At 71.8% G+C, this 23555-nt stretch carries 29 protein-coding genes; 18 read left to right on the top strand and 11 right to left on the bottom strand.

Going from position 1 to position 23555, the window contains the following annotated elements; translation table 11 throughout:
- Positions 1–148 precede the first annotated feature (148 nt).
- The gene (gene manB / locus FCN18_RS29225; RefSeq protein WP_112276182.1) at positions 149–1228 is read left to right on the top strand and encodes a mannose-1-phosphate guanylyltransferase; all 1080 of its coding nucleotides are present in this window, start codon (positions 149–151) and stop codon (positions 1226–1228) included.
- On the top strand, positions 1221–2132 hold the full coding sequence (locus tag FCN18_RS29230; protein ID WP_112275941.1) for a DNA-3-methyladenine glycosylase family protein: 912 nt from the start codon (positions 1221–1223) through the stop codon (positions 2130–2132). The genes manB and FCN18_RS29230 overlap by 8 nt, the downstream gene beginning before the upstream one ends.
- Here FCN18_RS29230 and FCN18_RS29235 read toward each other — a convergent pair.
- Positions 2117–2815 (bottom strand): GntR family transcriptional regulator, encoded by a 699-nt coding sequence (locus tag FCN18_RS29235; protein ID WP_112275943.1) that lies wholly within the window; start codon positions 2813–2815, stop codon positions 2117–2119. The two genes, FCN18_RS29230 and FCN18_RS29235, sit on opposite strands and share 16 nt — an antisense overlap.
- Positions 2816–2929: 114 nt before the next feature.
- Between FCN18_RS29235 and FCN18_RS29240 the strand changes: the two genes are divergently transcribed.
- The 4 genes from FCN18_RS29240 (at position 2930) to FCN18_RS29255 (ending at position 6605) form a co-directional block, all read left to right on the top strand.
- Positions 2930–4195 carry an NRAMP family divalent metal transporter gene (locus FCN18_RS29240; RefSeq protein WP_137096616.1) on the top strand — a complete coding sequence of 422 codons (1266 nt, stop codon included), beginning with the start codon at positions 2930–2932 and terminating at the stop codon, positions 4193–4195.
- Between the two features lie 2 nt (positions 4196–4197).
- Positions 4198–4809 (top strand): 5-oxoprolinase subunit B family protein, encoded by a 612-nt coding sequence (locus FCN18_RS29245; RefSeq protein WP_112276184.1) that lies wholly within the window; start codon positions 4198–4200, stop codon positions 4807–4809.
- 153 nt (positions 4810–4962) lie between these two features.
- Entirely contained in the window at positions 4963–5838 is an 876-nt protein-coding gene (locus FCN18_RS29250; protein ID WP_137096617.1) for a 5-oxoprolinase subunit C family protein, read from the top strand.
- 2 nt (positions 5839–5840) lie between these two features.
- Positions 5841–6605, top strand: coding sequence for a putative hydro-lyase (locus FCN18_RS29255; RefSeq protein ID WP_199542971.1), 765 nt, complete (start codon positions 5841–5843; stop codon positions 6603–6605).
- Positions 6606–6672: 67 nt separating this feature from the next.
- Here the strand turns inward: FCN18_RS29255 and FCN18_RS29260 are convergent, their stop codons facing one another.
- From FCN18_RS29260 to FCN18_RS29280, 5 genes are read right to left on the bottom strand one after another with little or no spacing between them, the layout of a single operon-like run.
- Positions 6673–7035 carry a GntR family transcriptional regulator gene (locus tag FCN18_RS29260; RefSeq protein WP_112275949.1) on the bottom strand — a complete coding sequence of 121 codons (363 nt, stop codon included), beginning with the start codon at positions 7033–7035 and terminating at the stop codon, positions 6673–6675.
- A gap of 19 nt (positions 7036–7054) precedes the next feature.
- On the bottom strand, positions 7055–7588 hold the full coding sequence (locus FCN18_RS29265; protein WP_228714180.1) for an NUDIX hydrolase: 534 nt from the start codon (positions 7586–7588) through the stop codon (positions 7055–7057).
- Positions 7588–8925 (bottom strand): coenzyme F420-0:L-glutamate ligase, encoded by a 1338-nt coding sequence (locus FCN18_RS29270; RefSeq protein WP_170200617.1) that lies wholly within the window; start codon positions 8923–8925, stop codon positions 7588–7590. The genes FCN18_RS29265 and FCN18_RS29270 overlap by 1 nt, the downstream gene beginning before the upstream one ends.
- Entirely contained in the window at positions 8918–9913 is a 996-nt protein-coding gene (gene cofD, locus FCN18_RS29275; RefSeq protein ID WP_112275954.1) for a 2-phospho-L-lactate transferase, read from the bottom strand. The genes FCN18_RS29270 and cofD overlap by 8 nt, the downstream gene beginning before the upstream one ends.
- A 16-nt stretch (positions 9914–9929) precedes the next feature.
- On the bottom strand, positions 9930–10673 hold the full coding sequence (locus FCN18_RS29280) for a GNAT family N-acetyltransferase (protein WP_228714181.1): 744 nt from the start codon (positions 10671–10673) through the stop codon (positions 9930–9932).
- A 37-nt stretch (positions 10674–10710) separates the two neighbouring features.
- Between FCN18_RS29280 and FCN18_RS29285 the strand changes: the two genes are divergently transcribed.
- The 3 genes from FCN18_RS29285 to dapC all read left to right on the top strand — a co-directional run bounded on the left by FCN18_RS29285 (position 10711) and on the right by dapC (position 12414).
- On the top strand, positions 10711–10896 hold the full coding sequence (locus tag FCN18_RS29285) for a hypothetical protein (protein ID WP_112275958.1): 186 nt from the start codon (positions 10711–10713) through the stop codon (positions 10894–10896).
- 109 nt (positions 10897–11005) lie between these two features.
- Positions 11006–11326, top strand: coding sequence for a ferredoxin (gene fdxA, locus FCN18_RS29290; RefSeq protein WP_110335128.1), 321 nt, complete (start codon positions 11006–11008; stop codon positions 11324–11326).
- Complete coding sequence (gene dapC / locus FCN18_RS29295) at positions 11323–12414, top strand: succinyldiaminopimelate transaminase (RefSeq protein WP_137096620.1); 1092 nt, start codon at positions 11323–11325, stop codon at positions 12412–12414. The genes fdxA and dapC overlap by 4 nt, the downstream gene beginning before the upstream one ends.
- Before the next feature lie 417 nt (positions 12415–12831).
- Here the strand turns inward: dapC and dapD are convergent, their stop codons facing one another.
- Positions 12832–13815, bottom strand: a complete 984-nt coding sequence (gene dapD, locus FCN18_RS29300) for a 2,3,4,5-tetrahydropyridine-2,6-dicarboxylate N-succinyltransferase (RefSeq protein ID WP_112275963.1) — start codon at positions 13813–13815, stop codon at positions 12832–12834.
- 22 nt (positions 13816–13837) lie between these two features.
- Positions 13838–14281, bottom strand: a complete 444-nt coding sequence (locus tag FCN18_RS29305; protein WP_112275965.1) for a hypothetical protein — start codon at positions 14279–14281, stop codon at positions 13838–13840.
- A gap of 37 nt (positions 14282–14318) precedes the next feature.
- Between FCN18_RS29305 and dapE the strand changes: the two genes are divergently transcribed.
- The 3 genes from dapE to FCN18_RS29320 are packed head-to-tail and all read left to right on the top strand — an operon-like array spanning position 14319 to position 16770.
- Complete coding sequence (dapE, locus tag FCN18_RS29310) at positions 14319–15395, top strand: succinyl-diaminopimelate desuccinylase (protein WP_137096621.1); 1077 nt, start codon at positions 14319–14321, stop codon at positions 15393–15395.
- Between the two features lie 17 nt (positions 15396–15412).
- Positions 15413–16198, top strand: coding sequence for an LOG family protein (locus FCN18_RS29315; protein WP_228714182.1), 786 nt, complete (start codon positions 15413–15415; stop codon positions 16196–16198).
- Positions 16198–16770 (top strand): LOG family protein, encoded by a 573-nt coding sequence (locus FCN18_RS29320; RefSeq protein WP_112275966.1) that lies wholly within the window; start codon positions 16198–16200, stop codon positions 16768–16770. The genes FCN18_RS29315 and FCN18_RS29320 overlap by 1 nt, the downstream gene beginning before the upstream one ends.
- 76 nt (positions 16771–16846) lie before the next feature.
- Here the strand turns inward: FCN18_RS29320 and FCN18_RS29325 are convergent, their stop codons facing one another.
- Complete coding sequence (locus FCN18_RS29325) at positions 16847–17515, bottom strand: lysophospholipid acyltransferase family protein (RefSeq protein ID WP_112276192.1); 669 nt, start codon at positions 17513–17515, stop codon at positions 16847–16849.
- A gap of 47 nt (positions 17516–17562) precedes the next feature.
- On the opposite strand from FCN18_RS29325, the gene FCN18_RS29330 reads away from it, so the two are divergent.
- The 4 genes from FCN18_RS29330 (at position 17563) to FCN18_RS29345 (ending at position 19927) form a co-directional block, all read left to right on the top strand.
- Entirely contained in the window at positions 17563–18480 is a 918-nt protein-coding gene (locus FCN18_RS29330) for a glucosyl-3-phosphoglycerate synthase (protein ID WP_112275968.1), read from the top strand.
- Between the two features lie 102 nt (positions 18481–18582).
- On the top strand, positions 18583–18912 hold the full coding sequence (locus FCN18_RS29335) for a DivIVA domain-containing protein (protein WP_112275970.1): 330 nt from the start codon (positions 18583–18585) through the stop codon (positions 18910–18912).
- Entirely contained in the window at positions 18909–19361 is a 453-nt protein-coding gene (locus FCN18_RS29340) for an SRPBCC family protein (RefSeq protein ID WP_113641233.1), read from the top strand. Before FCN18_RS29335 ends, FCN18_RS29340 begins: the two co-directional genes overlap by 4 nt.
- On the top strand, positions 19358–19927 hold the full coding sequence (locus tag FCN18_RS29345; protein ID WP_112275974.1) for a DNA-3-methyladenine glycosylase I: 570 nt from the start codon (positions 19358–19360) through the stop codon (positions 19925–19927). Before FCN18_RS29340 ends, FCN18_RS29345 begins: the two co-directional genes overlap by 4 nt.
- 6 nt (positions 19928–19933) lie before the next feature.
- On the opposite strand, the gene FCN18_RS29350 is transcribed toward FCN18_RS29345, so the two are convergent.
- The gene (locus FCN18_RS29350; RefSeq protein WP_112275976.1) at positions 19934–20728 is read right to left on the bottom strand and encodes an enoyl-CoA hydratase-related protein; all 795 of its coding nucleotides are present in this window, start codon (positions 20726–20728) and stop codon (positions 19934–19936) included.
- A gap of 189 nt (positions 20729–20917) precedes the next feature.
- On the opposite strand from FCN18_RS29350, the gene FCN18_RS29355 reads away from it, so the two are divergent.
- Both FCN18_RS29355 and FCN18_RS29360 read left to right on the top strand, forming a co-directional pair.
- Positions 20918–21085, top strand: coding sequence for a DUF3117 domain-containing protein (locus FCN18_RS29355; RefSeq protein ID WP_009152618.1), 168 nt, complete (start codon positions 20918–20920; stop codon positions 21083–21085).
- 75 nt (positions 21086–21160) lie between these two features.
- Positions 21161–22636: a leucyl aminopeptidase gene (locus tag FCN18_RS29360; protein ID WP_112275977.1), complete on the top strand. Its 1476-nt coding sequence runs from the start codon at positions 21161–21163 to the stop codon at positions 22634–22636.
- Here FCN18_RS29360 and FCN18_RS29365 read toward each other — a convergent pair.
- Positions 22624–23538 carry a LysR family transcriptional regulator gene (locus tag FCN18_RS29365; RefSeq protein WP_112275979.1) on the bottom strand — a complete coding sequence of 305 codons (915 nt, stop codon included), beginning with the start codon at positions 23536–23538 and terminating at the stop codon, positions 22624–22626. The genes FCN18_RS29360 and FCN18_RS29365 overlap by 13 nt on opposite strands.
- Positions 23539–23555: the final 17 nt, after the last annotated feature.

The following is a 23555-nucleotide window of genomic DNA, read 5'->3' on the forward strand; positions in this document are numbered from 1 at the left end:
CCTCGCCTCCCCGATACTTCAACCGAGGCCCTCTCTCGCCGGGGCCGCCGCGTTGCTGTCTAGGGTAGGCCCTCCGGCCGCTCACCGTCAGCGTTTCCCCCGGTTTGTCGCCGGATGATCGCAGCCGAGGAAGGGAAAGGTGCTCGTGATGACGTCCGTGACCGGAGCCGACGCCGTCGTGCTCGTCGGTGGCAAGGGCACTCGCCTGCGCCCGCTCACGCTCTCCGCGCCGAAACCCATGCTCCCCACCGCGGGCGCGCCGTTCCTCTCGCACCTGCTGTCGCGGATCCGGGAGGCGGGGATCACGCACGTGGTGCTCGGCACGTCGTACCGCGCCGAGGTGTTCGAGGACTACTTCGGCGACGGTTCCTCGCTCGGGCTGGAGATCGAGTACGTCGTGGAGGAGGAGCCGCTCGACACCGGCGGCGCCATCCGCAACGTCGCCGGCCACCTCCGCGCCGACGACGTCGTGATCTTCAACGGCGACATCCTGTCCGGCGCGGACCTCGGCGCGCTCGTCGCGACCCACCGCGACGCGTCGGCCGACGTCACGCTGCACCTTCAGCGCGTAGCCGACCCGAGCCGGTTCGGCTCCGTGCCGACCGACGCGAACGGGCGCGTGACGGCGTTCCTGGAGAAGACGCCGAACCCGCCGACCGACCAGATCAACGCCGGGTGCTACGTGTTCCGGCGCGAGGTGGTCGAGGCCATTCCCGCCGGGCGGCGGGTGTCGGTCGAGCGCGAGACTTTCCCCGGCCTGCTCGCCGAGGGCGCGCACGTGCACGGTTTCGTCGACAGCTCCTACTGGCTCGACGTCGGCACGCCCGAGGCGTTCGTGCGCGGATCGGCGGATCTCGTGCGCGGGCTGGCCCCCACGTCGGCGCTGCCAGGACCGGTCGGCGAGGTGCTGCGGCTCGACGGCGCCACGGTGGCCGACGACGCGGAGGTCACCGGCGGCACCACGCTCGGCGCCGGGTCCGTCGTGGGCGCGGGCGCGCGCGTGAAGGGATCCGTGCTCTTCGACGGCGCGCGGGTGGAAGATGGTGCCGTGGTGGAGAACTCGGTCCTCGGCACGGGTGCCCGCGTCGGCGCCGGTGCCGTGCTGCGGGGTGTGGTGCTCGGCGACGGAGCCTCGGTCGGCGCCGGATGCGAACTGCTCGACGGGGCGCGGGTGTGGCCGGACGCGGTGCTGCCACCCGGCTCGATTCGGTTCTCCAGCGATGCCTGAGCTGTTCCGCCGCTGGGAACCGGACTTCCCGGTGGACGTCTCCTCGGCGATCGCGCCGCTGCGGCGCGGCCGGGGCGACCCGTGCCTGCGCCAGGACGGTGCGGGCCGGTTGTGGCTCACCGCGAACACCGAGGGCGGCCCCGGCACGCTCGTGCTGGTGTGCCGCACGGACGGCGCGGTGGAGGCCAAGGCGTGGGGCGGCGGGGCCGAGCTCCTGCTCGACGGGTTGCCCGCGCTGCTCGGCGCGGACGATGACGACTCCGGCTTCGTCGCCCACCACGACGCCGTCGCCTGGGCGCGGCGGCAGCGGCCGCTGCTGCGACTCGGTGCGACGGGCCGCGTGTGGGACGTGCTGATCCCCTCGGTGCTGGAGCAGAAGGTCACCGGGCACGAGGCGCGCCGCTCGTGGCGGGAGCTGTGCCGCCGCTTCGGCGAGCCCGCGCCCGGCCCCACTCCCGAGGGGATGCGGGTGCCGCCGACGCCGTCGGCGATCCGCTCCATAGTGGACTGGAACTGGCACAAGGCCGGTGTGGACGTGAGCAGGCGCAGGGCGTTGCTCGCGGCGGCGAGCGTGGCGCCGAGGCTGGAGCGGGCCGTCGAGCTGCGTGGCGCGGAGGGACGCGCGCTGCTGCGGAAGGTGCCTGGCATCGGCGTGTGGACGGCGGCCGAGATCGCCCAGCGCGCGTGGGGTGACCCGGACGCGGTGAGCTTCGGCGACTTCCACATTCCCACCGTCGTCGGGCACGCGCTCGTCGGCAGGGCTCTCGACGACGAGGGCATGCGGGCCGTGCTGGCGCCGTATGCGCCGCAGCGGCAGCGCGCGGTGCGCTACCTGGAGGCCGCCGGGTTCTCGCGGCCCAGGTTCGGCCCGCGCTACCCGGTGCGCGACTACCGCGCGATCTGACGGTAGGCGTCGAGCAGCTGCGCCTCGGCGATGTCGAGGTAGGACTCCATCCTGCGCTCGGCCTCGGTGAACTCGCCCTTGGTCAGCAGGTCGGCGATGCCGCGGTTGAGCTCGATGTAGGGCTCGTGGAACTCACGCGGGCGGGCCATCACGTGGAAGGCCAGCCGCAGCTCCGCCACCACCCTGCGCATGATGTCGTCCACGCGCGGGCTGCCGAGCAGGCCCGTGACGGCCTGGTGGAACCGGATGTTCGCGGTGCCGACGTCGACCCAGCGCTCCTGCGGCGCCGCCTCCTCGGCGATGGCGACCTCTGCGTCGATCGCGGCGATGCGCTCCGTGTCGGCCAGTGGGCCGTAGCGGATGGCGCTGGTCTCCAGCACGCGCCGGGTGCGGTAAAGGTCCACGATGTCGTCGGCGTCGAGCACCCGGACGAACACGCCGCGATGGAACTCGTGCACCAGCAGTCGCTCGTGGACGAGCAGGCGGAACGCCTCACGCAGTGTGTTGCGGGAAACCGAGAGCGCGCGGCCGGCGCTTTCCTCGGAGAGCCGGGTACCCGGGGGGAGCGCGCCTTCGATGATGCGCTGTCGCAGGAGGTCGGCGACGCGTTCGGCCGTGCTGGTGCGGTCGAGCAGTGAGCGGTCGCCCGCGAGCAGATCCACCCACGGGTCTGTGGCGGCCATGACCCCTCCGTTCCGTGTGATCGCAGCTTAACAAAAGAAGTTCGACAAGGGTCTTGCAGGATTGTTCAACAACTCAGTACCGTCTTCGGAAACCTGACGGAATGGGAGGCCCCCATGGCCGACGACATCAGCACGTCCACCAGCGAGAAAGCCGGCGAGAAAGCCGGCGAGAAGGCGGGCGCCGCACTGGGCGCCGCCACCAAACGCGGTGCCCTGCTCGGTGCGATCTTCCTGATGGCGACCAGTGCCATCGGCCCCGGCTTCATCACGCAGACCACGTCGTTCACGGCGCAGCTCGGCGCGGCCTTCGCGTTCGCGATCCTGCTGTCGATCGTCATCGACATCGCCGTGCAGCTGAACGTCTGGCGCGTCATCGGCATCTCGGGCATGCGGGCCCAGGAACTCGGCAACAAGGTGCTGCCGGGCGTCGGCTACGTGATGGCCGCGCTGGTGGTGCTCGGCGGGCTCGTGTTCAACATCGGCAACGTCGCGGGCACGTCGCTGGGCATGGACGCGCTGTTCGGCCTCGACGTCAAGATCGGCGGCACGATCTCGGCGGTCATCGCCATCGGCATCTTCCTCAGCAAGAAGGCCGGCATCGCGATGGACCGGCTCGTGGTGGTGCTCGGCGTGCTGATGATCGGCCTCACCACCTACGTCGCGATCGTGTCGGGGCCGCCAGTCGGGGAGGCGCTGACGCAGGCGGTGGTGCCGGACACCGTGGACTTCCTCGTGATCACCACGCTCATCGGCGGCACGGTGGGCGGCTACATCACCTACGCGGGCGCGCACCGGCTCGTCGACTCGGGCACCACGGGACCGGACCAGGTCAGGGAGGTCTCGCGCAGCTCGGTCGTCGCGCTCCTGGTGACCGGCCTGATGCGCGTGGTGCTGTTCCTCGCGATCCTCGGCGTGGTGGCGGGAGGCGTCACGCTCGCGGCCGACAACCCCGCCGCCGACGCGTTCGGCCACGCCGCGGGTGAGGTCGGCCTTCGGCTGTTCGGCATGGTGCTGTGGGCCGCCGCGATCACGTCCGTGGTGGGCGCCTCCTACACGTCGGTCTCGTTCCTCGTGACGTTCTCGCCCGCGCTGAAGCGGCGGCAGAACTGGCTCGTCGGTGGGTTCATCGCGATCTCGCTCGTCGCGTTCCTGCTGTTGGACCAGGCTCCGACGACGCTGCTGATCCTGGCGGGCGCGCTCAACGGGCTGATCCTGCCGGTCGGTTTCGGTGTGCTGATGTGGGTCGCCGCGCGACGCCGGGACCTGCTGGGTGGCTACCGTTACCCGCGCTGGCTGCTGGTCATCGGCGTACTGGCGTGGCTGCTGACGCTGTACCTCGGCTGGAACTCGCTGAGTGGTATCGCCGATCTGTGGAGCTGACGATGCGTGTGCTGCCGTGTGCCGACTCCGGGCTGCTGGTCGAGCTCGACGATCTCGACCAGGTCAGGGCGTTGCACGCGGCACTCGAAGCCGATCCGCCCGAGGGCGTGACCGACTTCGTGCCCGCGGCCCGGACACTGCTGCTCCGGCTCGATCCCGCTGCCGCCGACATGGCCGGGATCGAACAGGCGGTGCGGTCGGTCCGGCCCGGCGAGGTGAGCACGCGGGAAAGTGAACTGCTGCGGATCCCGGTGGTCTACGACGGCGCCGACCTCGAGGAGGTGGCCATACTCACCGGCCTCACCGAACGCGAGGTCGTCGAGGAGCACACCGGTACGGAGTGGACGGTCGCTTTCGGCGGGTTCGCGCCCGGTTTCGGTTACCTGACCGGGGGGTCGCCGCGGCTGGAGGTGCCCAGGCGGGCCGAGTCGCGGACGAGGGTGCCGGTCGGCGCCGTCGGCCTGGCGGGGACGTTCTCGGGGGTCTACCCGAGGGAGTCGCCGGGCGGCTGGCAGCTCATCGGGCGCACGGAGCTGAGGATGTGGGACGTAGACCGGGATCCGCCCGCGTTGCTGCGGCCCGGCGTCCGAGTGCGCTTCGAGGAGGCGGAGTGAGCCAGAATCGCGGAGCCCGTGCTCAGTTCCGCCGACCGGGTGCGGGTGTCCCGCAGGACACCGAGGAGGCGGAGTGAGCCAGAATCGCGGAGCCGGTGCTCAGTTCCGCCGACCGGGTGCGGGTGTCCCGCAGGACACCGAGGAGGCGGAATCGTGAGCGTCGGCCTCGAGGTGCTCGAAACCGGTCCACTGTCGACGGTCCAGGACCTGGGGCGCCCCGGGCTGGCCGGTATCGGGGTCGGGATCTCGGGCGCGGCCGACCGTGGTTCGCTACGGCTCGCCAACCGGCTGCTCGGCAACGAAGAGGGCGCCGCGGCCGTGGAGGTGACCCTCGGTGGGTTCGCGGCGCGGGCGCGGCGCGACCTCACGGTGGCGGTCACGGGGGCGCCGTGTCCGGTCACGGTGGACGGCCGGGGCGCGGCGACCAACGCGCTCGTGCGGGTTCCGGCAGGGGCGGTGCTGCGGCTCGGCACGCCCGAGCGGGGGCTGCGCAGCTACGTCGCCGTGCGCGGCGGCATCGCGGTCGAGCCGGTGCTGGGCTCGCGCTCCACCGACGTGCTGGCCGGGCTGGGGCCGGTCCGGCTGAGCGCGGGCACGGCTCTGCCGGTCGGACCCGCTCCCGAGCGGTGCCCGGTCACCGACTTCGCGCCGGTCGCCGAGCTGCCCGCCGACGAGGTCGTGCTCACCGTGGTGCCGGGGCCGAGGGCCGACTGGTTCGCCGACGGCGCGCTGGACGCGCTGCTGTCCGAGCCGTACACGGTGACGGCCGAGGCCAACCGCGTCGGGATCAGGCTGGACGGTCCCGAGCTCAAGCGGCGCAGGGACGAGGAACTGCCGAGCGAGGGAATGGTCGTCGGTGCGCTGCAGGTGCCGCCGTCGAGCAGGCCGACGCTGTTCCTCGCGGATCATCCGGTCACCGGCGGCTATCCGGTGATCGCCGTCGTCGTGTCGGGCGACGTCGACAAGGCGGCACAGGCGCGGCCGGGGATGCGGCTGCGGTTCGCCGTGGGGAGAAGGAGAAACCGATGATGGTGTCACCAGCCGAGATCAGGGAGAAGTTCCGTGCCGGACTGAGGGTTCCCACCTCCGGTTACTGTCCGGGTTGGACACAGGCCAACCTGCTGTGCCTGCCGAAGGAGGACGCCTACGACTTCCTCCTGTTCGCCCAGCGCAACCCCAAGTCGTGTCCCGTGCTCGACGTGACGGAGCCGGGGGAGACCAGCGCTTCGATCTTCACGGGCGACCTGCGCACCGACCTTCCCGCCTACCGCGTCTACCGCGACGGCGAGCTGGTGGACGAGCGCGTCGAGGTGACCGACCTCTGGCGCGACGACCTGGTGTCCTTCCTCATCGGCTGCAGCTTCACGTTCGAGGCCGCGCTGCTGGACGCCGGTGTTCCGGTGCGGCACATCGACGCGGGCTCGAACGTGCCGATGTACCGGACGAACCGGGAGTGCCGCGCCGCGGGCTCGCTGTCCGGGCCGCTGGTGGTGTCGATGCGCCCGATCCCGGCCGACCTGGTGGCGACGGCGGTGCGCGTAACGTCGCGGTACCCGGCCGTGCACGGCGCCCCTGTGCACATCGGATCACCCGGCCTGCTCGGCATCGACGACCTCGGCAACCCCGACTTCGGCGACGCCGTGGAGGTGCGCCCCGGCGAGATCCCGGTGTTCTGGGCGTGCGGCGTGACCCCGCAGGCCGCGGTGATGCGCTCGAAGCCGTCGTTCGCGATCGGCCACGCGCCGGGCCACATGGCGATCACGGACGTCCGGGACTCGACGTTCCAGGTGCCCTGACGCGACCGCAGGCTGCCAGCCGCAGTGAAGGCCACCTTCACTGCGTTCAACGCAGTGAAGGTGGCCTTCACTGCGGAGACTTCAGGGCCGCGGTGACGATCGCCAGCGCCTCCTCGGTGCCGAGGCCGAGCTTGCGCACCGTCTGTGCGTACCTCGTCGCGGCGTCGCGCGCCCGGCGGCGGCTCTGGTCGCCGGAGGTGCCCACGAAGCTGCCCGCCCTGCCTCTGGTCTCGATGAGCCCCGCCTCCTCCAGCTCGCGGTAGGAGCGGGCGATCGTGTTCGGCGCGATGCCGAGGTCGGTGGCGAGCTGCCGCACGGTCGGCAGCTTCGTGCCGACCGGCAGGGTGCCGTCGTTGATCTGCTTGGCGAGCTCCGAACGGACCTGCTCGTATGGTGGCACCTTCGAGGTGCTGTCCACGTTGACGATCATGGCGCCTCCCGCGGGGAAGTCACGCGCGTTCGAGCGCGGCGGCGATCAGCTCCGTCAGCTCTTCACTGCCCGGCGGCAACGCGTGCACTGGCCACCACCGCAGGTCGTCTGACTCGTCGCTCGCCACCGGCTCGGCACCGTGCGGCGCGCGCACGAGGAACCGCACGTCGAAGTGCCGCGTCGGCACCCCGAGCGAGCACGTGATCGGGTGGACGTCGAGGTGCACCGGCTCGGGGTCGAGCTTGAGCCCGGTCATGCCCGACTCCTCTGTGGCCTCGCGCAGCGCCGCGTCGGCGAGCGTCGCGTCGCCGGGCTCGCAGTGCCCGCCGAGCTGCAGCCACCGGCCCACCCTCGGGTGCAGGGTCAGCAGCACGCGCTCGCCCGGCTCGTCCAGCACCACGGCCGACGCCGTAATGTGCCCGGGCGCGCACTCGCGGGCGCACGCGTCCTCGCGCGCGGCCAGGAAACCGAGGTAGCTCTGCCGCAACGACTCCTGGCTCCGTGTCGCGGGCCGCCAGGCGTCCAGCACGGTCACGACGTCGGCGTGCAGCACTAGAACTCCACCAATCCCTCTCCGGGGTCCCGCGGTTCGCGCGGCTCAGGTGCTCGCAGTGGATGACCGATCGCGACTGCGCCGAGCGGCTCCCACGTCTCGTCGAGCCCGAGCGTCTCGCGCACGATGTCCGCGGCGAAGATCGTCGACCCGATCCAGCACGAGCCGAGGCCCTCCGCCGCCAGCGCCACCAGCAGGCCCTGCACGGCGGCCCCGCCCGCGACCGTGAACATCGTGTGCTCGCAGGCGTTGCGCCGCGCGTCGGGGTAGGTGTGCGCGCCCTCCGCGACCAGGAACGGCACCACCACCTCGGGCGCGTTGAACAGGATGTCGCCGCGCTTCAGGCGCTTGGCCACCTGGTCCTCGGTGAAGCCGTCGGCCACCAGATCGGCCCGCCACGCGTCGCGCATCGCCTCCAACAGCTTCACCCGCACCGGCCGGTTGCGCAGCCACGCGAAGCGCATCGGGTGCGTGTGGTGCGGGGCGGGCGCGGTGAGCGCGGCGCCGATCGCGGCCCGCAGCGACTCCTCGGCCACGGGCTCGTCACTGAACTCGCGCACCGACCGCCGGGCAGGCACCGCCTCGCGACGGCCCTGCGCGATGGCCTCGTTGGTGCCGAGCCGGAACAGGTCCTCCTCGACGGGCCGTACCAGGTCACGTGCCGACGAGTCGTTGTCGCCGATCTCCAGTCCGCGCACGATCGCGACCGGGGTGCCGCCGAGCTTGCCCTTCACCAGGTCCGCCGCCGCGGCCACCTCGTCGGCCACGGCGATCTCGGTGACGGCGAGCTCGTTGCCCTGCGGGTCCACCTGGCCCTCGTAGGAGTGCAGCACGCGCAGCCCCGAGGAGCCGATCGCCGCGTCGGTCTGGCCGACCCGCCACGCCCGGCCCATCGTGTCGGTGACCACCACGGCCACCTCGACGCCGAGCCGCTCACGCAGCCCGTTGCGCAGGGCCAGCGCGGAGGCGTCCGGATCGGCGGGCAGCAACGCGATCTCGTTCAGCGCGACGTTGGAGGCGTCGACCCCGGAGGCCGCCTGCACGATGCCGAGGTGGTTCTGGGTGATCACCGTGCGCGCGATCCTGGCGATCACGCGCACCGACTCCTCCTCGACCAGCTTGCGTCTCACGGCGTCGCGGGCCTCCGGCTCGCTCGGCACCGTGACGAGCCTGCCCTCGATCTTGGAGACGACCTTGCTGGTCACCACCACGACGTCGCCCGAGCGCAGCCACGGCGCGGCCTTCGCGATGGCCCCCGTCAGGTCGTCGCCGGGCCGGAACTCGGGCAGCCCCTCGACGGGGATGACCTCCAGCTTGCTCGCGCTGTGATCAGTCAACGTCCACCCCGGAAAGCTCCAGCGCGGCGCGGGCCATCTTCGCCGTCGCATCCACATCGGACATCAGCAGCGGGACCGCGCGGACGGCGACGCCCGGCACGTCCACCGACTCGCCCGACTGCACGAGCCAGCCGTCGAGCAACCCGTCGTCGGACGTCTGCCGCGAGCCGTAGTGCCTGCCGACGCCCTCCGCCGAGGTCTCCACGCCGATCGCGCTCAGGCATGCGTCGGCCATGCCGCGCAACGGCTTGCCGCCGATGATCGGGGAGATGCCGACGATGCCCGCCGAGGTCTTGCGCAGCGCCTCGCGGACCCCGGGCACCGAAAGCACCGTGCCGATCGAGACGACCGGGTTGGACGGCGCGAACAACACCGCGTCGGCCTCCTCGATGGCCTCCACGACGCCAGGGGACGGCGTGGACTCGTCGGCCCCGACCGGGACGATCGAATGGGCGGGCAGCTCGGCCCGGTACCGGACCCACCACTCCTGGAAGTGCAGCGCCTTGCGCTGGCCCTTGTCCTCGGGGTCGTCCACCACGACGTGGGTCTCCACCCGGTCGTCGGTCATCGGCAGCAGCCGCACGCCCGGCCGCCACCGGTCACACAGCGCCTCGGTGACCGCCGAGAGCGGATAGCCTGCCCGCAACATCCGCGAGCGGATCAGGTGGGTGGCGATGTCCTTGTCGCCGAGCCCGAACCACGTCGGCTCCGCGCCATACGCCTCGAGCTCCGCCTTGACCGTCCACGTCTCGCCCGCGTGCCCCCAGCCGCGAGCGGTGTCGATGCCCCCGCCTAGCGTGTACATGCACGTGTCGAGGTCGGGACAGATCCGCAGCCCGTGCAGCCACACGTCGTCACCCGTGTTGACCAGCGCGGTCACCTGGTGCGGAGACTCGCCCTCACCGATCGGCGGCAGTCCGAGCGCGGCCTTGATCCCCAGCAGGAACCGGGCGCCGCCGACCCCGCCGACCACAACGACAACCTTCACAGCGCCTGCCTTTCCCTCACGACGCCCGATCCTTCCACGGAACCCAGTAGCGATACCGGTGGTGTTCACGGAAACCGAGCCCTTCGTAGAGCGCCAGCGCACCGGTGTTACCGACCGAGACCTGCAGAACACAGCGGGTAGCCCCGTGGGCGACGGCCCAGCCGCCGATACCGGCCATCAACGCGGTCGCGAGCCCCTGCCTGCGGTAGCCGGGATCGACGGCGAGGCGGGCCACGAGCAGCACGTCGCCGGCGACGGCGCCGCGCACGGCACCCGCCGTGTGTCCGTCGACCTCCGCGACCCCGTAGCCGACCAGCGGACCGCCGGTGAGGACGTGGCGCTGCGCGTCGGTGGGCTCGGTCGTGTCCGCCGTGAGCCGCCACCAGCCGGGTGTCGGGGCGTCCAGCACGCGCACGCGGTCGTCGCTTCCCTCGGTGACCTCGCCGAGGAGCACGGACACCTGGTTGCCGTTGGCGTACTCGTCGTAGGGCCGCCAGCCGCGTTCGGGCAGCTGCCGCTCGACCGGTCCGTCCTGGATCGCCTGCACCACCGGATCGATGCCGTGGGCGTGGGCGAAGTCACATACCGAGCGCAGTGCGTCGCCCATCGTCGTGCCCGGGTCGCCGATCGCCAGCGCGCTGTTGGCCCTTCCGGTGAAGCCGCCCGCCGCGCGCAGCCGCCACTGTCCGAGTGGCCGTTCGATCTGGGCAGGCCATGCGTCCGCGCATGCTCGTTCGATCTGCTCGGCGTCGTCGGTCACGACTAGATTGGTACCAAAAGACCTGAAAGGAGAGCCGATGAGCATCGCGCGCAGGGACGACCGGCACAACAACGACCTGGTGCGGGAGATCGCCGACGGCTTCAACCGCGCCGTGGGTTCGAAGCCGGAGGATGGCGAGGAGGCCGAGACCGAGAAGCCGCGTTTCGTCGTCACCGGGGACATGCGCAATCCACCCAAGCCGGGCCGTGACAAGAGGCTGTGACCGAGCCCTCCGCGATCGCCCGATTAGGGCAGCCTGAGCATAGGATGCCTGCCGGGACCGCGTAATGTCCGTGAGCGGGCCAGACCAAAGAAAACAGCAGGAGAACGCAGTGACCTACGTGATCGCCGAGCCCTGCGTCGACGTGCTCGACAAGGCATGCATCGACGAGTGCCCCGTCGACTGCATCTACGAGGGCGAGCGGATGCTCTACATCCACCCCGACGAGTGTGTCGACTGCGGAGCCTGCGAGCCGGTCTGTCCGGTGGAAGCCATCTACTACGAGGACGACGTCCCGGACGAGTGGAACGGCTACACCAAGGCCAACGTCGACTTCTTCGACGAGCTGGGTTCCCCGGGTGGTGCGTCGAAGGTCGGCAAGACCGCTCACGACCCGCAGTGGATCAAGGACCTGCCCCCGCAGGGCGAATGACCCCGGCCGCTCTACCCGGCTTTCCCTGGGACTCGCTGGCCGACCACACCGCGAAGGCGCGGGCGCACCCCGACGGGATCGTCGACCTCTCGGTCGGCACCCCGGTGGATCCCGTGCCCGAGCCCATTCGCGAGGCGCTGGCCTCGGTGTCGGACATCCCCGGCTACCCCACGACACACGGCACGCCGCAGCTGCGCGCCGCCGCGGTGGAGGCACTGCGCAGGCGGCATGGCATCGAGGGGATCGACCCCGAAGCCGTGCTGCCCACGATCGGCTCCAAGGAGCTGGTGGCGTGGCTGCCGACGCTGCTCGGCGCCGGCGCGGGCGACGTCGTGGTCATTCCCGAGCTCGCCTACCCGACCTACGAGGTGGGCGCGCTGCTCGCCGGTGCATCACCGGTGCGGGCCGACGGGCTGACCCAGCTCGGGCCGCAGAAACCGGCGATGATCTGGCTCAACTCGCCGTCGAATCCGACCGGCCGTGTGCTGGGCGTCGAGCACCTGCGCAAGGTCGTGGAGTGGGCGAGGGAGCGCGGCACCGTGGTCGTCTCCGACGAGTGCTACCTGGCACTCGGCTGGGAGGGCGAGCCGGTGTCAGTACTGCACCCCGACGTCCACGGCGGCAGCCTCGACGGCCTGCTCGCCGTGCACTCGCTGTCGAAGTCGGCGAACCTCGCCAGCTACCGGGCCGGTTTCGTGACCGGCGACCCCGCGCTGGTGCGGCGGCTGCTCGAGGTGCGCAAGCACGCCGGCATGATCGTGCCCAGGCCGGTGCAGGAGGCCATGACGGTCGCGCTGACCGACGACAAGGCCCTGCTCGCCCAGCGTGAGCGGTACGCGGCGCGCCGATCGGTGCTGCGCAAGGCGTTGCTGGACAGCGGTTTCCGGATCGACCACTCCGAGGCGGGCCTTTACCTCTGGGCGACCAGGGACGAGGAGTCGGCCGAGACGGTCGGCTGGCTCGCCGAGCGCGGCATCCTCGTCGCGCCGGGTACCTTCTACGGCCCGCGCGGAGGCAAGCACGTCCGGGTCGCACTGACGGCGACCGACGAGCGCGTCAACGCGGCCGCCGAACGCCTGCGGGCCTGACGCCCGGCGCGAGTCCCCCGCTCCGGCCGGCGAGTCCCCCGCTCCGGTCGGCGAGTTCCCCGCTCCGGCCGGCGAGTCGTGCGTTCCGGTCGGCGAGTCGTGCGTTCCGGTCGGCGAGTTCCCCGCTCCGGTCGGCGAGTCGTGCGTTCCCGACTGTGAGTCGCGCATTCCGGAGTGAGCAACTCGCGTGCTCGAGCGGGGGACTCGCGTGCTTGAGCGGGGGACTCGCGTGCTTGAGCGGGGGACTCGCGTGCTTGAGCGGGGGACTCGCGTGCTTGAGCGGGGGACTCGCGTGCTTGAGCGGGGGACTCGCGGTCCGTACGCACAGCTCGGCGTCCTGGGTGCACGACTCGCGCGCTGGAGCGTACGGCTCGCGCGCCGGTCACCGCCGGCGCGCGAGCCGGTTTGCGAAAGGGGTCAGTCGTTCGCGTGCAGGGCGGCGTTGAGCTCGATACCGGTGCCCTCGCGCGGAACGACCTCGACGGCGCCCGTCGCCGAGTTGCGGCGGAACAGCACGCCGGAGATGCCGGAGAGCTCGCGGGCCTTGACGGACTTGCCCTCTACGACCACCTTCGTGCCCGCTGTGACGTACAGGCCGGCCTCGACGACGGAGTCGTCGCCGAGCGAGATGCCGACGCCACCGTTGGCCCCGATGAGGCAGCGCTCGCCGACCGAGATCACCTCGGTACCACCGCCGGAGAGCGTGCCCATGATCGACGCGCCACCGCCGACGTCGCTGCCGTCGCCCACCACGACACCCGCCGAGATGCGGCCCTCGACCATGGAGGCGCCGAGCGTGCCGGCGTTGAAGTTCACGAAGCCCTCGTGCATCACGGTGGTGCCGCTCGCCAGGTGGGCGCCGAGCCGGACACGGTCGGCGTCACCGATCCGCACGCCGCTGGGCGTGACGTAGTCCACCATGCGCGGGAACTTGTCCACGCTGTAGACGGTCACCGGGCCCCTCGCGCGCAGGCGCAGGCGCGTCGCCTCGAAGCCGTCCACCGGGCACGGGCCGTGGTTGGTCCACACCACGTTGGCCAGCAGCCCGAACTGGCCGTCGAGGCTCAGCCCGTGCGGCCGGACGAGCCGGTGCGACAGCAGGTGCAGGCGCAGGTACACGTCGTGTGCGTCCGCGGGCGCCTTCGCCAGCGAGGCGATCGAGGTGCGCACGGCGACGACCTCGACCCCGCGGTCGGTGTCCGTGCCGAGCAGCGCGACAGCGGCCTCGCCGAGCACCTCGGCGGCCTCCTCGTCCGACAGTCGCGCGGTGCCTGCCTCGCCGTCGGTGGTCAGCTTCGGATGCGGGAACCACGTGTCGAGCACCGTGCCGTCGGTGGTGATGGTCGCCAGGCCGACGCCGGTCGCGCCCGTGGTCTCCGGATTGGGGGTCTGCTCACTCACGGCCGTAACGGTAACCCGTGGCTCAGCCCGACTGCGTCGTGACTTCGGGCAGCTTGGACACGTGCGCCTTGACCTGCCCCAGCGCGGTCGACATGTCGACCAGTGCTTCCGTGCACGCGTCGGCGGAACCCTGCGTGCCGCACGTGTTGTCGCGGTAGCCCCTGATGGCCTTGTCGAGCGCCCGCCCCGCCTCGGCCAGCTCGGGATGCTCGGTGCCCGCGAACTTCTGCGCCGTGCCGGGGACGGTGCCGAGCTGGGTGACGTACTTCTGGCAGCCGGGCGGGTCCATCTCCGTGGGGTCGGTGAAGCACACGTCCATCGTCAGTGCCTCGAGCTTCACCCGCAGTGCGCCGGGGCCGGGGTCGGGCGCGGCGCCCTTCGGCGTCGGACCCGCCTCGCGGGCGCAGGCGGACAGCGGCAGCAACACCACAGCGGCGGCGGTGACCAGCAGAGCACGGGTACGCACGGGTCAACCGTACGCACCGCGAGATACGGTGCTGCTCATGCCCTCGCTCGACCTGCGTTCCGACCCCGTCGACCTCACCGCCGCACTGGTGGACATCCCCAGCGTGTCCGGGGAGGAGGCGGTGATCGCCGACGCCGTGGAGTCCGCGTTGCGCCGTCAGGCCCCGCACCTGGAGGTCGTGCGCAACGGCGACGCCGTGCTCGCGCGCACGTCGCTGGGCAGGCCGTCGCGCGTGGTGCTCGCCGGGCACCTCGACACGGTGCCCGTGAACGACAACCTCCCCGGCAAGCGCACCGGCAGCGGCTCCGACGAGGTGCTGCACGGCCTGGGCACCGTGGACATGAAGGGCGGCGACGCGGTGTTCCTGCACCTCGCCGCCACCCTGCCGGAGCCGACGCACGACGTGACGTTCGTGTTCTACGACTGCGAGGAGGTGGAAGCCGTCCGCAACGGCCTCGGCCGCATCGAGCGCGAGCTGCCCGACTGGCTCTCCGGTGACCTCGCGATCGTCGGTGAGCCGTCCAACGCCGTGATCGAGGCTGGCTGCCAGGGCACGATGCGCATCGAACTGCGCACGGCCGGCACACGTGCGCACACGGCACGGGCGTGGATGGGCAGCAACGCCATCCACGCGCTCGCCGAACCGCTGCGCACGCTCACCGCCTACGAGCCGAGGGTCGTCGAGATCGACGGGCTCACCTACCGCGAGGGCCTGCAGGCCGTGCGCATCGGCGGCGGGGTCTCCGGCAACGTCGTCCCGGACGCGGCCGTGCTCGCCGTCAACCACCGGTTCGCCCCCGACCGCACCCCCGAACAGGCCGAGCAGCACCTGCGCGAGGTGTTCGACGGCCATGACGTGAACGTGGTCGACAGCTCGCCCGGTGCGCTGCCGGGACTCGGTGAGCCCGCGGCGGCGGAGCTGGTGGCGGCGGCCGGGGGAGAGGCCGCGGCCAAGCTCGGCTGGACCGACGTCGCCCGCTTCGCGGCACTCGGTATGCCTGCGGTGAACTTCGGCCCCGGTGACCCGACGCTCGCGCACACGCGGCAGGAGCACGTCGCCGTCGCCGAGATCCACCGCGTCGCCGAGGTTCTCCGGTCGTTCCTGGGGACCTGACCTCTAGGCTGGGCGCTGTGAGTGACCAGGTGACACACAGCATCCCGGACGACGCGGAACACCCACCGGAACGGCACCGTGGTCCGGTGGTGTTGCGCCGGTCCCGCCAGGCGGAGGACTCGACCACCGACCAGCGCCTGCTGGACTCGAGGGGCCCCAGCGACTGGGTGCACACCGACCCGTGGCGCGTGTTGCGAATCCAGGCCGAGTTCGTGGAGGGCTTCGGCGCGCTGGCCGAGGTTCCGCGTGCCGTCACGGTGTTCGGCTCCGCGCGCACGCCGCGCGACCACCCCGAGTACCAGCTCGGCCGCGACATCGGCGCCGCGCTGGCCAACGCCGGCTTCGCCGCGATCACCGGCGGCGGCCCCGGCTCGATGGAGGCCGTGAACCGCGGCGCGTCGGAGGCGGGCGGGCTCTCCATCGGGCTCGGCATCGAGCTGCCCTTCGAGCAGGGGCTGAACCCGTGGGTGGACCTCGGCGTCAACTTCCGCTACTTCTTCACCCGCAAGACGATGTTCATCAAGTACGCGCAGGCGTTCATCTGCCTGCCGGGCGGGTTCGGCACGCTGGACGAGCTGTTCGAGGCGCTGACGCTCGTGCAGACGAAGAAGGTGACGAAGTTCCCGGTGGTGCTGTTCGGCAGCGACTACTGGGGCGGGCTCTACGAATGGGTTCGCAACACGGTGCTCGGCGAGGGCAAGATCGGGGAACGCGACGCCGATCTGCTGCACGTCACCGACGACATCGACGACGCGGTGGGCGTCGTGCTCGAGGCGTACAAGGCGTGGGAGGACACTCACTAGTGCGACGCGTATGCGTGTTCTGCGGTTCGTCGGCAGGCAACAGCTCCGGATACGCGGAGGAGGCCGCCAAGCTGGGCGCCCTGCTCGCCGAACGCGGCCTCGGCGTGGTCTACGGCGGGGCGAGCGTGGGCCTGATGGGCGCCGTCGCCGATGGTGCGCTCGCCGCGGGCGGCGAGGTGATCGGCGTGATCCCGAAGCATCTGATGCGGGTGGAGATCGCGCACCACAACCTCACCGAGCTACACGTCGTGGAGGACATGCACGAGCGCAAGGCCACGATGGCCTCGCTGTCCGACGGGTTCCTCGCGCTGCCGGGCGGGGCCGGGACGCTCGAGGAGCTCTTCGAGGTGTGGACGTGGGCCCAGCTCGGCCTGCACGCCAAGCCGATCGGCCTCGTCGACGCGTCCGGCTACTTCGGCAAGCTCGCCGAGTTCATCGAGCACATGTCGGCCGAGGGTTTTCTCAACAAGGCCAGCCGGGAGCTGATCACCATCGACGCGGACCCCGTGGCGCTGCTCGACGCCTTCGAGCGGCACGACGGGGTCCCCGTCGACAAATGGGCGGAGGACTGACCTTCCCCCAAGGCCACCTTTGTTGCGCTCAACGCAACAAAGGTGGCCTTGGGGGGCGGGAAAGCGGTGTGAACGGTCAGGCGGCGTTGGGGCGCTTGTGGTAGGCGTCCACGTACTCCTGCTTCGACAGTTCCATGATCGCGTACATGATCTCGTCGGTCACCGCGCGGCGGATGGCGGGCGAGTCCTTGAGCCCGTCGTAACGGGAGAACTCCAGCGGGTCACCGAACCGCACGGTGACCCGCACGAGCCTCGGAATCTTCTTGCCGTGCGGGAGGAGCCGGTCGGTGCCGGTCAGCGCCACGGGCACCACCGGCGCGCCAGTCGCGAGCGCGAGCGCTCCGACCCCGGTGTGCCCCCGGTGCAGGCGGCCGTCGAGCGAACGCGTGCCTTCCGGGTAGATGCCGAATGCGCCGCCGTCGTCGAGCACCCGGCGGGCGGCGCCGAGCGCGGCCAGCCCCGCCGCCGCGTTGCCGCGCTCCACCGGCACGTAGCCGAGCGCGGACAGGAACGCCGCCATCAGCCGCGCCTTCGGTCCCTTGCCGGTGAAGTACTCGGCCTTGCCGAGGAACGCGACGGGCCGCGGCGTCACGATGGGGATCACGAAGGTGTCGGCGGCGGAGCGGTGGTTGGCGGCCAGTATCACCGGCCCGGTCGGTGGCACCTTGTCCGCGTCGACGACGATCGGCCGGTACACGAGCCTGGTCAGCGGCGCGAGTACCCGGCGGATCAGCAGTTGCAGCACGTCTCCTCCAGCGGCGTTGTCCATCCAGCATGGCACGATCGGTTCTCATGAACGAGGAGTGGTTCGCCCGGCGAACCTGGCAGTCTCCACAGTGGACGGCCGATGAGCTGCGTCTCGCCAAGGGCGGGCGCACGGTCTCCGTGGTGCTGCCCGCCCTGGACGAGGCCGGAACGGTCGGCGGCGTCGTCGCCTCGGTGCGCCCGCTGCTGGGCACGCTCGTCGACGAGCTGGTGGTGTTCGACTCCGGCTCGACCGACGGCACGGCCGACGTCGCCGCGCGGGCGGGCGCGCGCGTGGTGCACCGCGAGGACGTGCTGCCGGACTGGACGCCGCTGCCCGGCAAGGGCGAGGTGCTGTGGCGGTCGCTGGCCGCCACCACCGGCGACGTCGTGGTGTTCCTCGACTCGGACCTCGTCGACCCCGACCCCGGGTTCGTGCCGTCGCTGCTCGGCCCGCTGCTGTGCGAGGACGGAGTCCACCTGGTCAAGGGCTTCTACCGCAGGCCGCTGCGGCTGGAGTCCGAGGAGCTGGGCACCGGCGGCGGCCGCGTCACCGAGCTGCTGGCGAGGCCGCTGCTCGCAGCGCTGCGGCCCGCGTTGTCCGGCCTCGTGCAGCCGCTCGGTGGCGAGTACGCGGGCACGCGGGAGCTGCTGGAGTCGGTGCCGTTCGCCACGGGGTACGGCGTGGAGATCGGCCTGCTGCTCGACGCGGAGTCCCGGTACGGGCTCGACGCGCTCGCCCAGGTGAACCTGGGGGTGCGCAAGCACCGCAACCGCTCGCTGCTGCAGCTCGGTGTCATGGCGCGGCAGATCCTCGGCACCGCGCTCGCCCGCTGCGACATCGAGGCCTCCGGCGCCGGGCTGACCCAGTTCACGCAGGTGGCGGGCGAGTGGTTGCCCGAGCACACCGAGGTGGCCGTGACCGACCGCCCCCCGATGTGCGAGGTGCTCGCCGCCCGCCGCTGAGGTGGCCCTCCCAACCGCAGTGAAGGCCACCATGCCTGCGTTGAACGCAGGCATGGTGGCCTTCACTGCGGTCACCGCGGCGCCGTGTGCCACGATCGGGACGTGACCACCGCGCTCATCTATCTCGTCGTGATGCTGCTCGTGGCCGCCGTGGTGTTCCTGCTGGCTGCCGTTGTGTTCGGCCGGGGCGAGGAACTGGCTCCGCTGGCCCCGGGCAGCTCGCCGACCCGGCTGCCCGCCGAGGACATCACCGGCGAGGACGTGAGCGCCGTGAAGTACCAGCTCGTGCTGCGTGGCTACAAGATGTCCGAGGTCGACTGGGTGATGGGACGGCTGGGCGGCGAGATCGACGGGCTGCGTGCACGGGTCGCCGACCTCGAGGCCCAGCTGGCGGAGCGGGTCGAGCGCAACGAACGCGAGGCGTCCCAGTGACCGATCTGGTGCTGTCCGTCGACGTCGCGGCACCGGCCGGGACCACGTGGCTCGCGCTCACCGACTGGCACCGGCAGCGCGAGTGGTTGCTCGGCACCGACGTGCGCGTGGTGTCCGGCAACGGCCGCAGCGTCGGTTCGAAGCTGGAGGCGTTCACCGGCGTCGCCGGCGTCGGTTTCACCGACTCGATGGAGATCACGAGCTGGGAGCCGCCCGTGCGCTGCACCGTGCGTCACCTGGGCTTTCTCGTGCGCGGCACCGGCTCGTTCCACGTGCAGGACCGGGGTCCGAGCCGGTCGGTGTTCATCTGGTCAGAGCAGCTCGACCTCCCGTTCGGGGTCGTGGGGCGGCTGGGCTGGCCGCTGGTGAAGCCGGTGTTCTCCCTTGGCCTTCGACGCTCCCTGCACAACTTCGCCAAGTTCGCCGAGTCCTACGTGGTGGGCGGATGAGCGAGCTGCTGGGTGAGGACGGCGTCGCGCGGTGCTCGTGGGGCAACTCGGCGCCCGACTACGCCGTCTATCACGACACCGAGTGGGGTGTGCCGCTGCGCGGCGAGGTCGCGCTGTTCGAGCGGCTCTCGCTGGAGGCGTTCCAATCCGGACTGTCGTGGCTGGTGATCCTGCGCAAGCGCGAGGCGTTCCGGCGGGTGTTCCACGGTTTCGATCCCGAACGCGTGGCCGCCTTCGGCGAGGACGACGTGACGCGCCTGCTCGGCGACGCCTCGATCGTGCGCAACCGCGCGAAGATCCTGGCGACCATCACCAACGCGCGGGCCATCGCGAGCCTCGACGTGCCGCTCGACGAGCTGCTGTGGTCGTTCGCGCCCGACCCGGAAGGCCGCTTGCGGCCGGCCACGATGGCCGACGTGCCCGCGGTGACGGCCGAGTCGAAGGCGATGGCGCGCGCGCTGAAGAAGCGCGGCTTCGCCTTCGTCGGCCCCACCACGTGCTACGCGATGATGCAGGCCACCGGCATGGTCGACGACCACGTCGAGGGCTGCTTCCGGGCGGGCTGAGCGGGCTCAGCTGCCGATGAAGTCCGGTTTGCGCTTGGCCACGAAGGCCGCGACCGCCTCGTGGTGGTCGGTCGTGGCGCCCAGCGCGGTCTGCGCGGCGTCCTCCTCGGCGAGCGCCTCCTCCAGCGTGCTCTCGGCGGCGGCCGTGAGGGTGCCCTTGATCTTGGCGTAGGCGGCGGTCGGGCCCCCGGCCAGTTTCGCCGCCAGGTCCTGCGCCCTCGCCGCGAGGTCCTCGTCGGCGACGACCTCGCCGACCAGGCCGATGCGCAGCGCCTCGGCGGAGTCGACCGGACGCGCGAGCAGCATCAGCTCCGCCGCGCGGCCGTAGCCGATCAGCCGCTGCAGCGTCCACGATGCGCCCGAGTCGGGACCGAGGCCCACGTTGGCGAAGGCCATCAGGAAGTTGGCGGAAGCCGCCGCGATCCGCAGATCGGCGGCGTAGGCGAACGCGGCGCCCGCGCCGGCGGCGGGGCCGTTCACGGCGGCGATCACGGGCTTGGGTGCCTCGATTATCGCCCTGACGATGGGGTTGTAGTGCTCCGTGACCGTGCGCAGGGGCGCGTCGTCGCCCGCCTCCAGCAGTCCGATGTGCTCCTTGAGGTCCTGCCCGGCGCAGAACGCCTTGCCCGCCCCGGTGAGCACGATCGCCCGCACCCCCGGGTCGGCCGAGGCGTCCCGCAGCTCGGCGAGCAGCCGCTCCTTCAGCTCGACCGTGAGCGAGTTGTATGCCTTGGGGCGGTTGAGGATCAGTGTGCGCACGCGGTCGCTGTCGCTCCGCAGCAGCACGTCATCGGTGGTCACGAAAAACCCTCCGTCCGTCTGAGTCGCCACGCGAGTCTGACAGCCCCGCGAGCCGCATACCAGCATGGATGCCCCGACGCTAAGATCGGTCCGCGTTCACGGCCAGCTGCTGATGGGGGACAATGGTCACGACCCGGTTGTTCCCAGGAGCGCGAGCCGGGCACTGCTTGAAGACGGAGGGAGCACGCTATGGCGGCCATGAAGCCCCGGACCGGAGATGGTCCCCTCGAAGTTACTAAGGAGGGGCGGGGCCTCGTGATGCGCGTACCGCTCGAGGGCGGTGGGCGACTCGTCGTCGAGCTGTCGGCCGAGGAGGCCAAGGACCTCGGTGCGGCCCTTCAGGAGGCCACCAGCTAACCACGTTCTCTGCCCGTACCCGCCAGCGTCGACTCCGTTCGGGCTGGCTGTCTTCACCGTGCCTGGAGGCCGCCGATGGCCCGCTCCCCGCTCCCGTCCGTACCCAGCCGGCTGCTCGATGTCGAGGTCGGCGACACCGCGCGCAAGGGGGAGCCGCTCGCCGCGGTGCTCACCCCTGACGGCGAGTCCCCGTACGCCGACGTCGCCGACCGGTTGCGCGCGACCGGCAAGGCGGGCGAGGTGCACGTGGTGCCCGGTGACGAGGGGCCGAGGTGGCTCGTCGGCGTCGGCGACGGCACGGAGAAGCAGTACCGCGCGGCTGGGGCGGCGTTCATCCGCGCGGCCAACTCGTTCGCGGAGGCGGAGTCGAACGCGGGCCGCAAGGTTCCGAAGCGCGTTCTGGTCCAGCTCCCGGCCGACGTCGGCTCCGAGCGGTACGCGGCGTTCGCGACGGGCGCGCTGCTCGGCGGTTACCGCTACCGGGTCAGCTCCGAGGAGCCGAAGGCGAGCGTGCGCGCGGTGCGCCTGCTGACCACGGACCAGCGCGCCGTGCTCGCGCACGAGGACGCCGTGAACAGGGCGCGCGAGCTGGCGGCCTCCTCCGCGCTGGCCCGCGACCTCGCCAACACCCCGGCGAACGTCAAGAACCCCGCGTGGCTGGCCGGCGTGGCCGAGCAGGCCGCGGACGACGTCCCCGGGCTCTCGGTCACCGTGCGGGACGAGGAGTGGCTGACGGCGCAGGGCTTTGGCGGCGTGCTCGCGGTGGGCGGCGGCTCGGCGAGCCCGCCGAGGCTGATCGAGCTGAGCCACCGGCCGCGCGGGGCCACCACACACCTGCTGCTGGTCGGCAAGGGCATCACGTTCGACACCGGCGGCATCTCGATCAAGCCGGCCGAGGGCATGCACCTCATGCGCACCGACATGTCCGGCGGTGGCGCGGTGATCGCCGCGATGCGGGCGATCGCGGCACTCCGGCTCGGCGTGCGCGTGACGGGTCTCGTGCCAGCAGCGGAGAACCACGTGTCGGGCTCGTCCTACCGGCCGGGCGACGTGGTGCGGCACTACGGCGGGCGCACCACGGAGGTCGCCAACACCGACGCCGAGGGCAGGATGGTGCTGGCCGACGCGATCGCCTACGGCGTGCAGCGGTACCGGCCGGACGCCGTGGTGGACGTCGCGACGCTGACGGGAGCGATGAAGGTGGCGCTCGGCCTGCGCACCGGCGGGCTCTTCGCCACCGACGACGAGCTGGCCGAGCGCGTGCGGGCCGCGGGGGAGCGGGCGGGCGAACAGTGGTGGCGGATGCCGCTGCTTGAGGACCACGCCGCCGACGTGCGCAGCGACATCGCCGACGTCCGGCAGGCGCCGCCCGGGCCTGGCGGGATCACCGCCGCGCTGTTCCTGCGTGAGTTCACCGCGGGCCTGCCGTGGGCGCACCTGGATATCGCCGGCCCGGCGCGTTCGGAGAAGAACTACGACGAGGTGGTGCCAGGCGGCACCGGCTTCGCGGCGCGCACGCTGGTCGAGCTGGCCGCGTCCTACGGCACCTGAGCCCGTTCGCGTACGAAGTTCCGGAACGCCGCCACGGCGGGTGGCAGCGGGTAGCCGACCGGCCACACGAGGCCGATCGCGCGCGTGACCCTCGGCGCGAGCGGCACCTCGGCGACGCCAGCCGGGGTGCCCGGCTCGAACTTCGGCAGCAGCGCCACGCCGAGTCCCGCGGCGACCAGGCCGCGCACGGTGTCCGACTCCTGCCCCTCGAACGCGATCGTCGGCGTGAACCCGGCGCGGCGGCACAGGTCGTCGGTGATGGTGCGCAGGCCGTAGCCGTGTTCGAGCATCACGAAGTCCTCGTCGGCGAGGTCGGTCATGCGCACGAGGCGCCGGCCGGCGAGGCGGTGCCCTGCCGGGACCGACACGAACAGCTCCTCCTCGGCGAGCGTGACGGCCTCGACGTCGGCCTCCTCTGGCGGCGGTGCGACAAGGGCGAGGTCGATCGTGCCCGCGCGGAGCCGGTCGACGATCTCCTGCCGCGAGCCCTGGACGAGGCTGAACCGGGCGTGCGGGTACGCGGCACGGAAGTCGCGGAGCAGTCCGGGCACGAGCGAGCGGCCGAGCAGATGCAGGAAGCCGAGTTCGACGTGCCCGCGTTCCGGGTCGATCTCCTCGCGGACCTGGCGGACGCCGCCCGCGAGCACGTCGAGCGCGCGGTCGGCGGCTTCGGCCAGCAGCTCACCCGCGCGTGTCAGCCGGATGCCGCGACCTTCCGGGACGATCACCGGAGCGCCGAGGCGCTCGCCGAGTGCGGCGAGGCGCCGGCTGGCCGTGGGCTGCGGGATGCCGAGCTCCTGTGCCGCGCGGGTGACGTTGCGAGTGAGCCTCAGCACGCGCAGCAGTGGCGCGTGCGCGGCGAGCTCGGCCGTGAGCGGGGCGTCTGTCGATTCATCCGGCACGGTATGGATTATCGCTC

The sequence above is a fragment of the Prauserella endophytica genome (assembly GCF_005146945.1).
Classification (GTDB): Bacteria; Actinomycetota; Actinomycetes; order Mycobacteriales; family Pseudonocardiaceae; genus Prauserella_A; species Prauserella_A endophytica.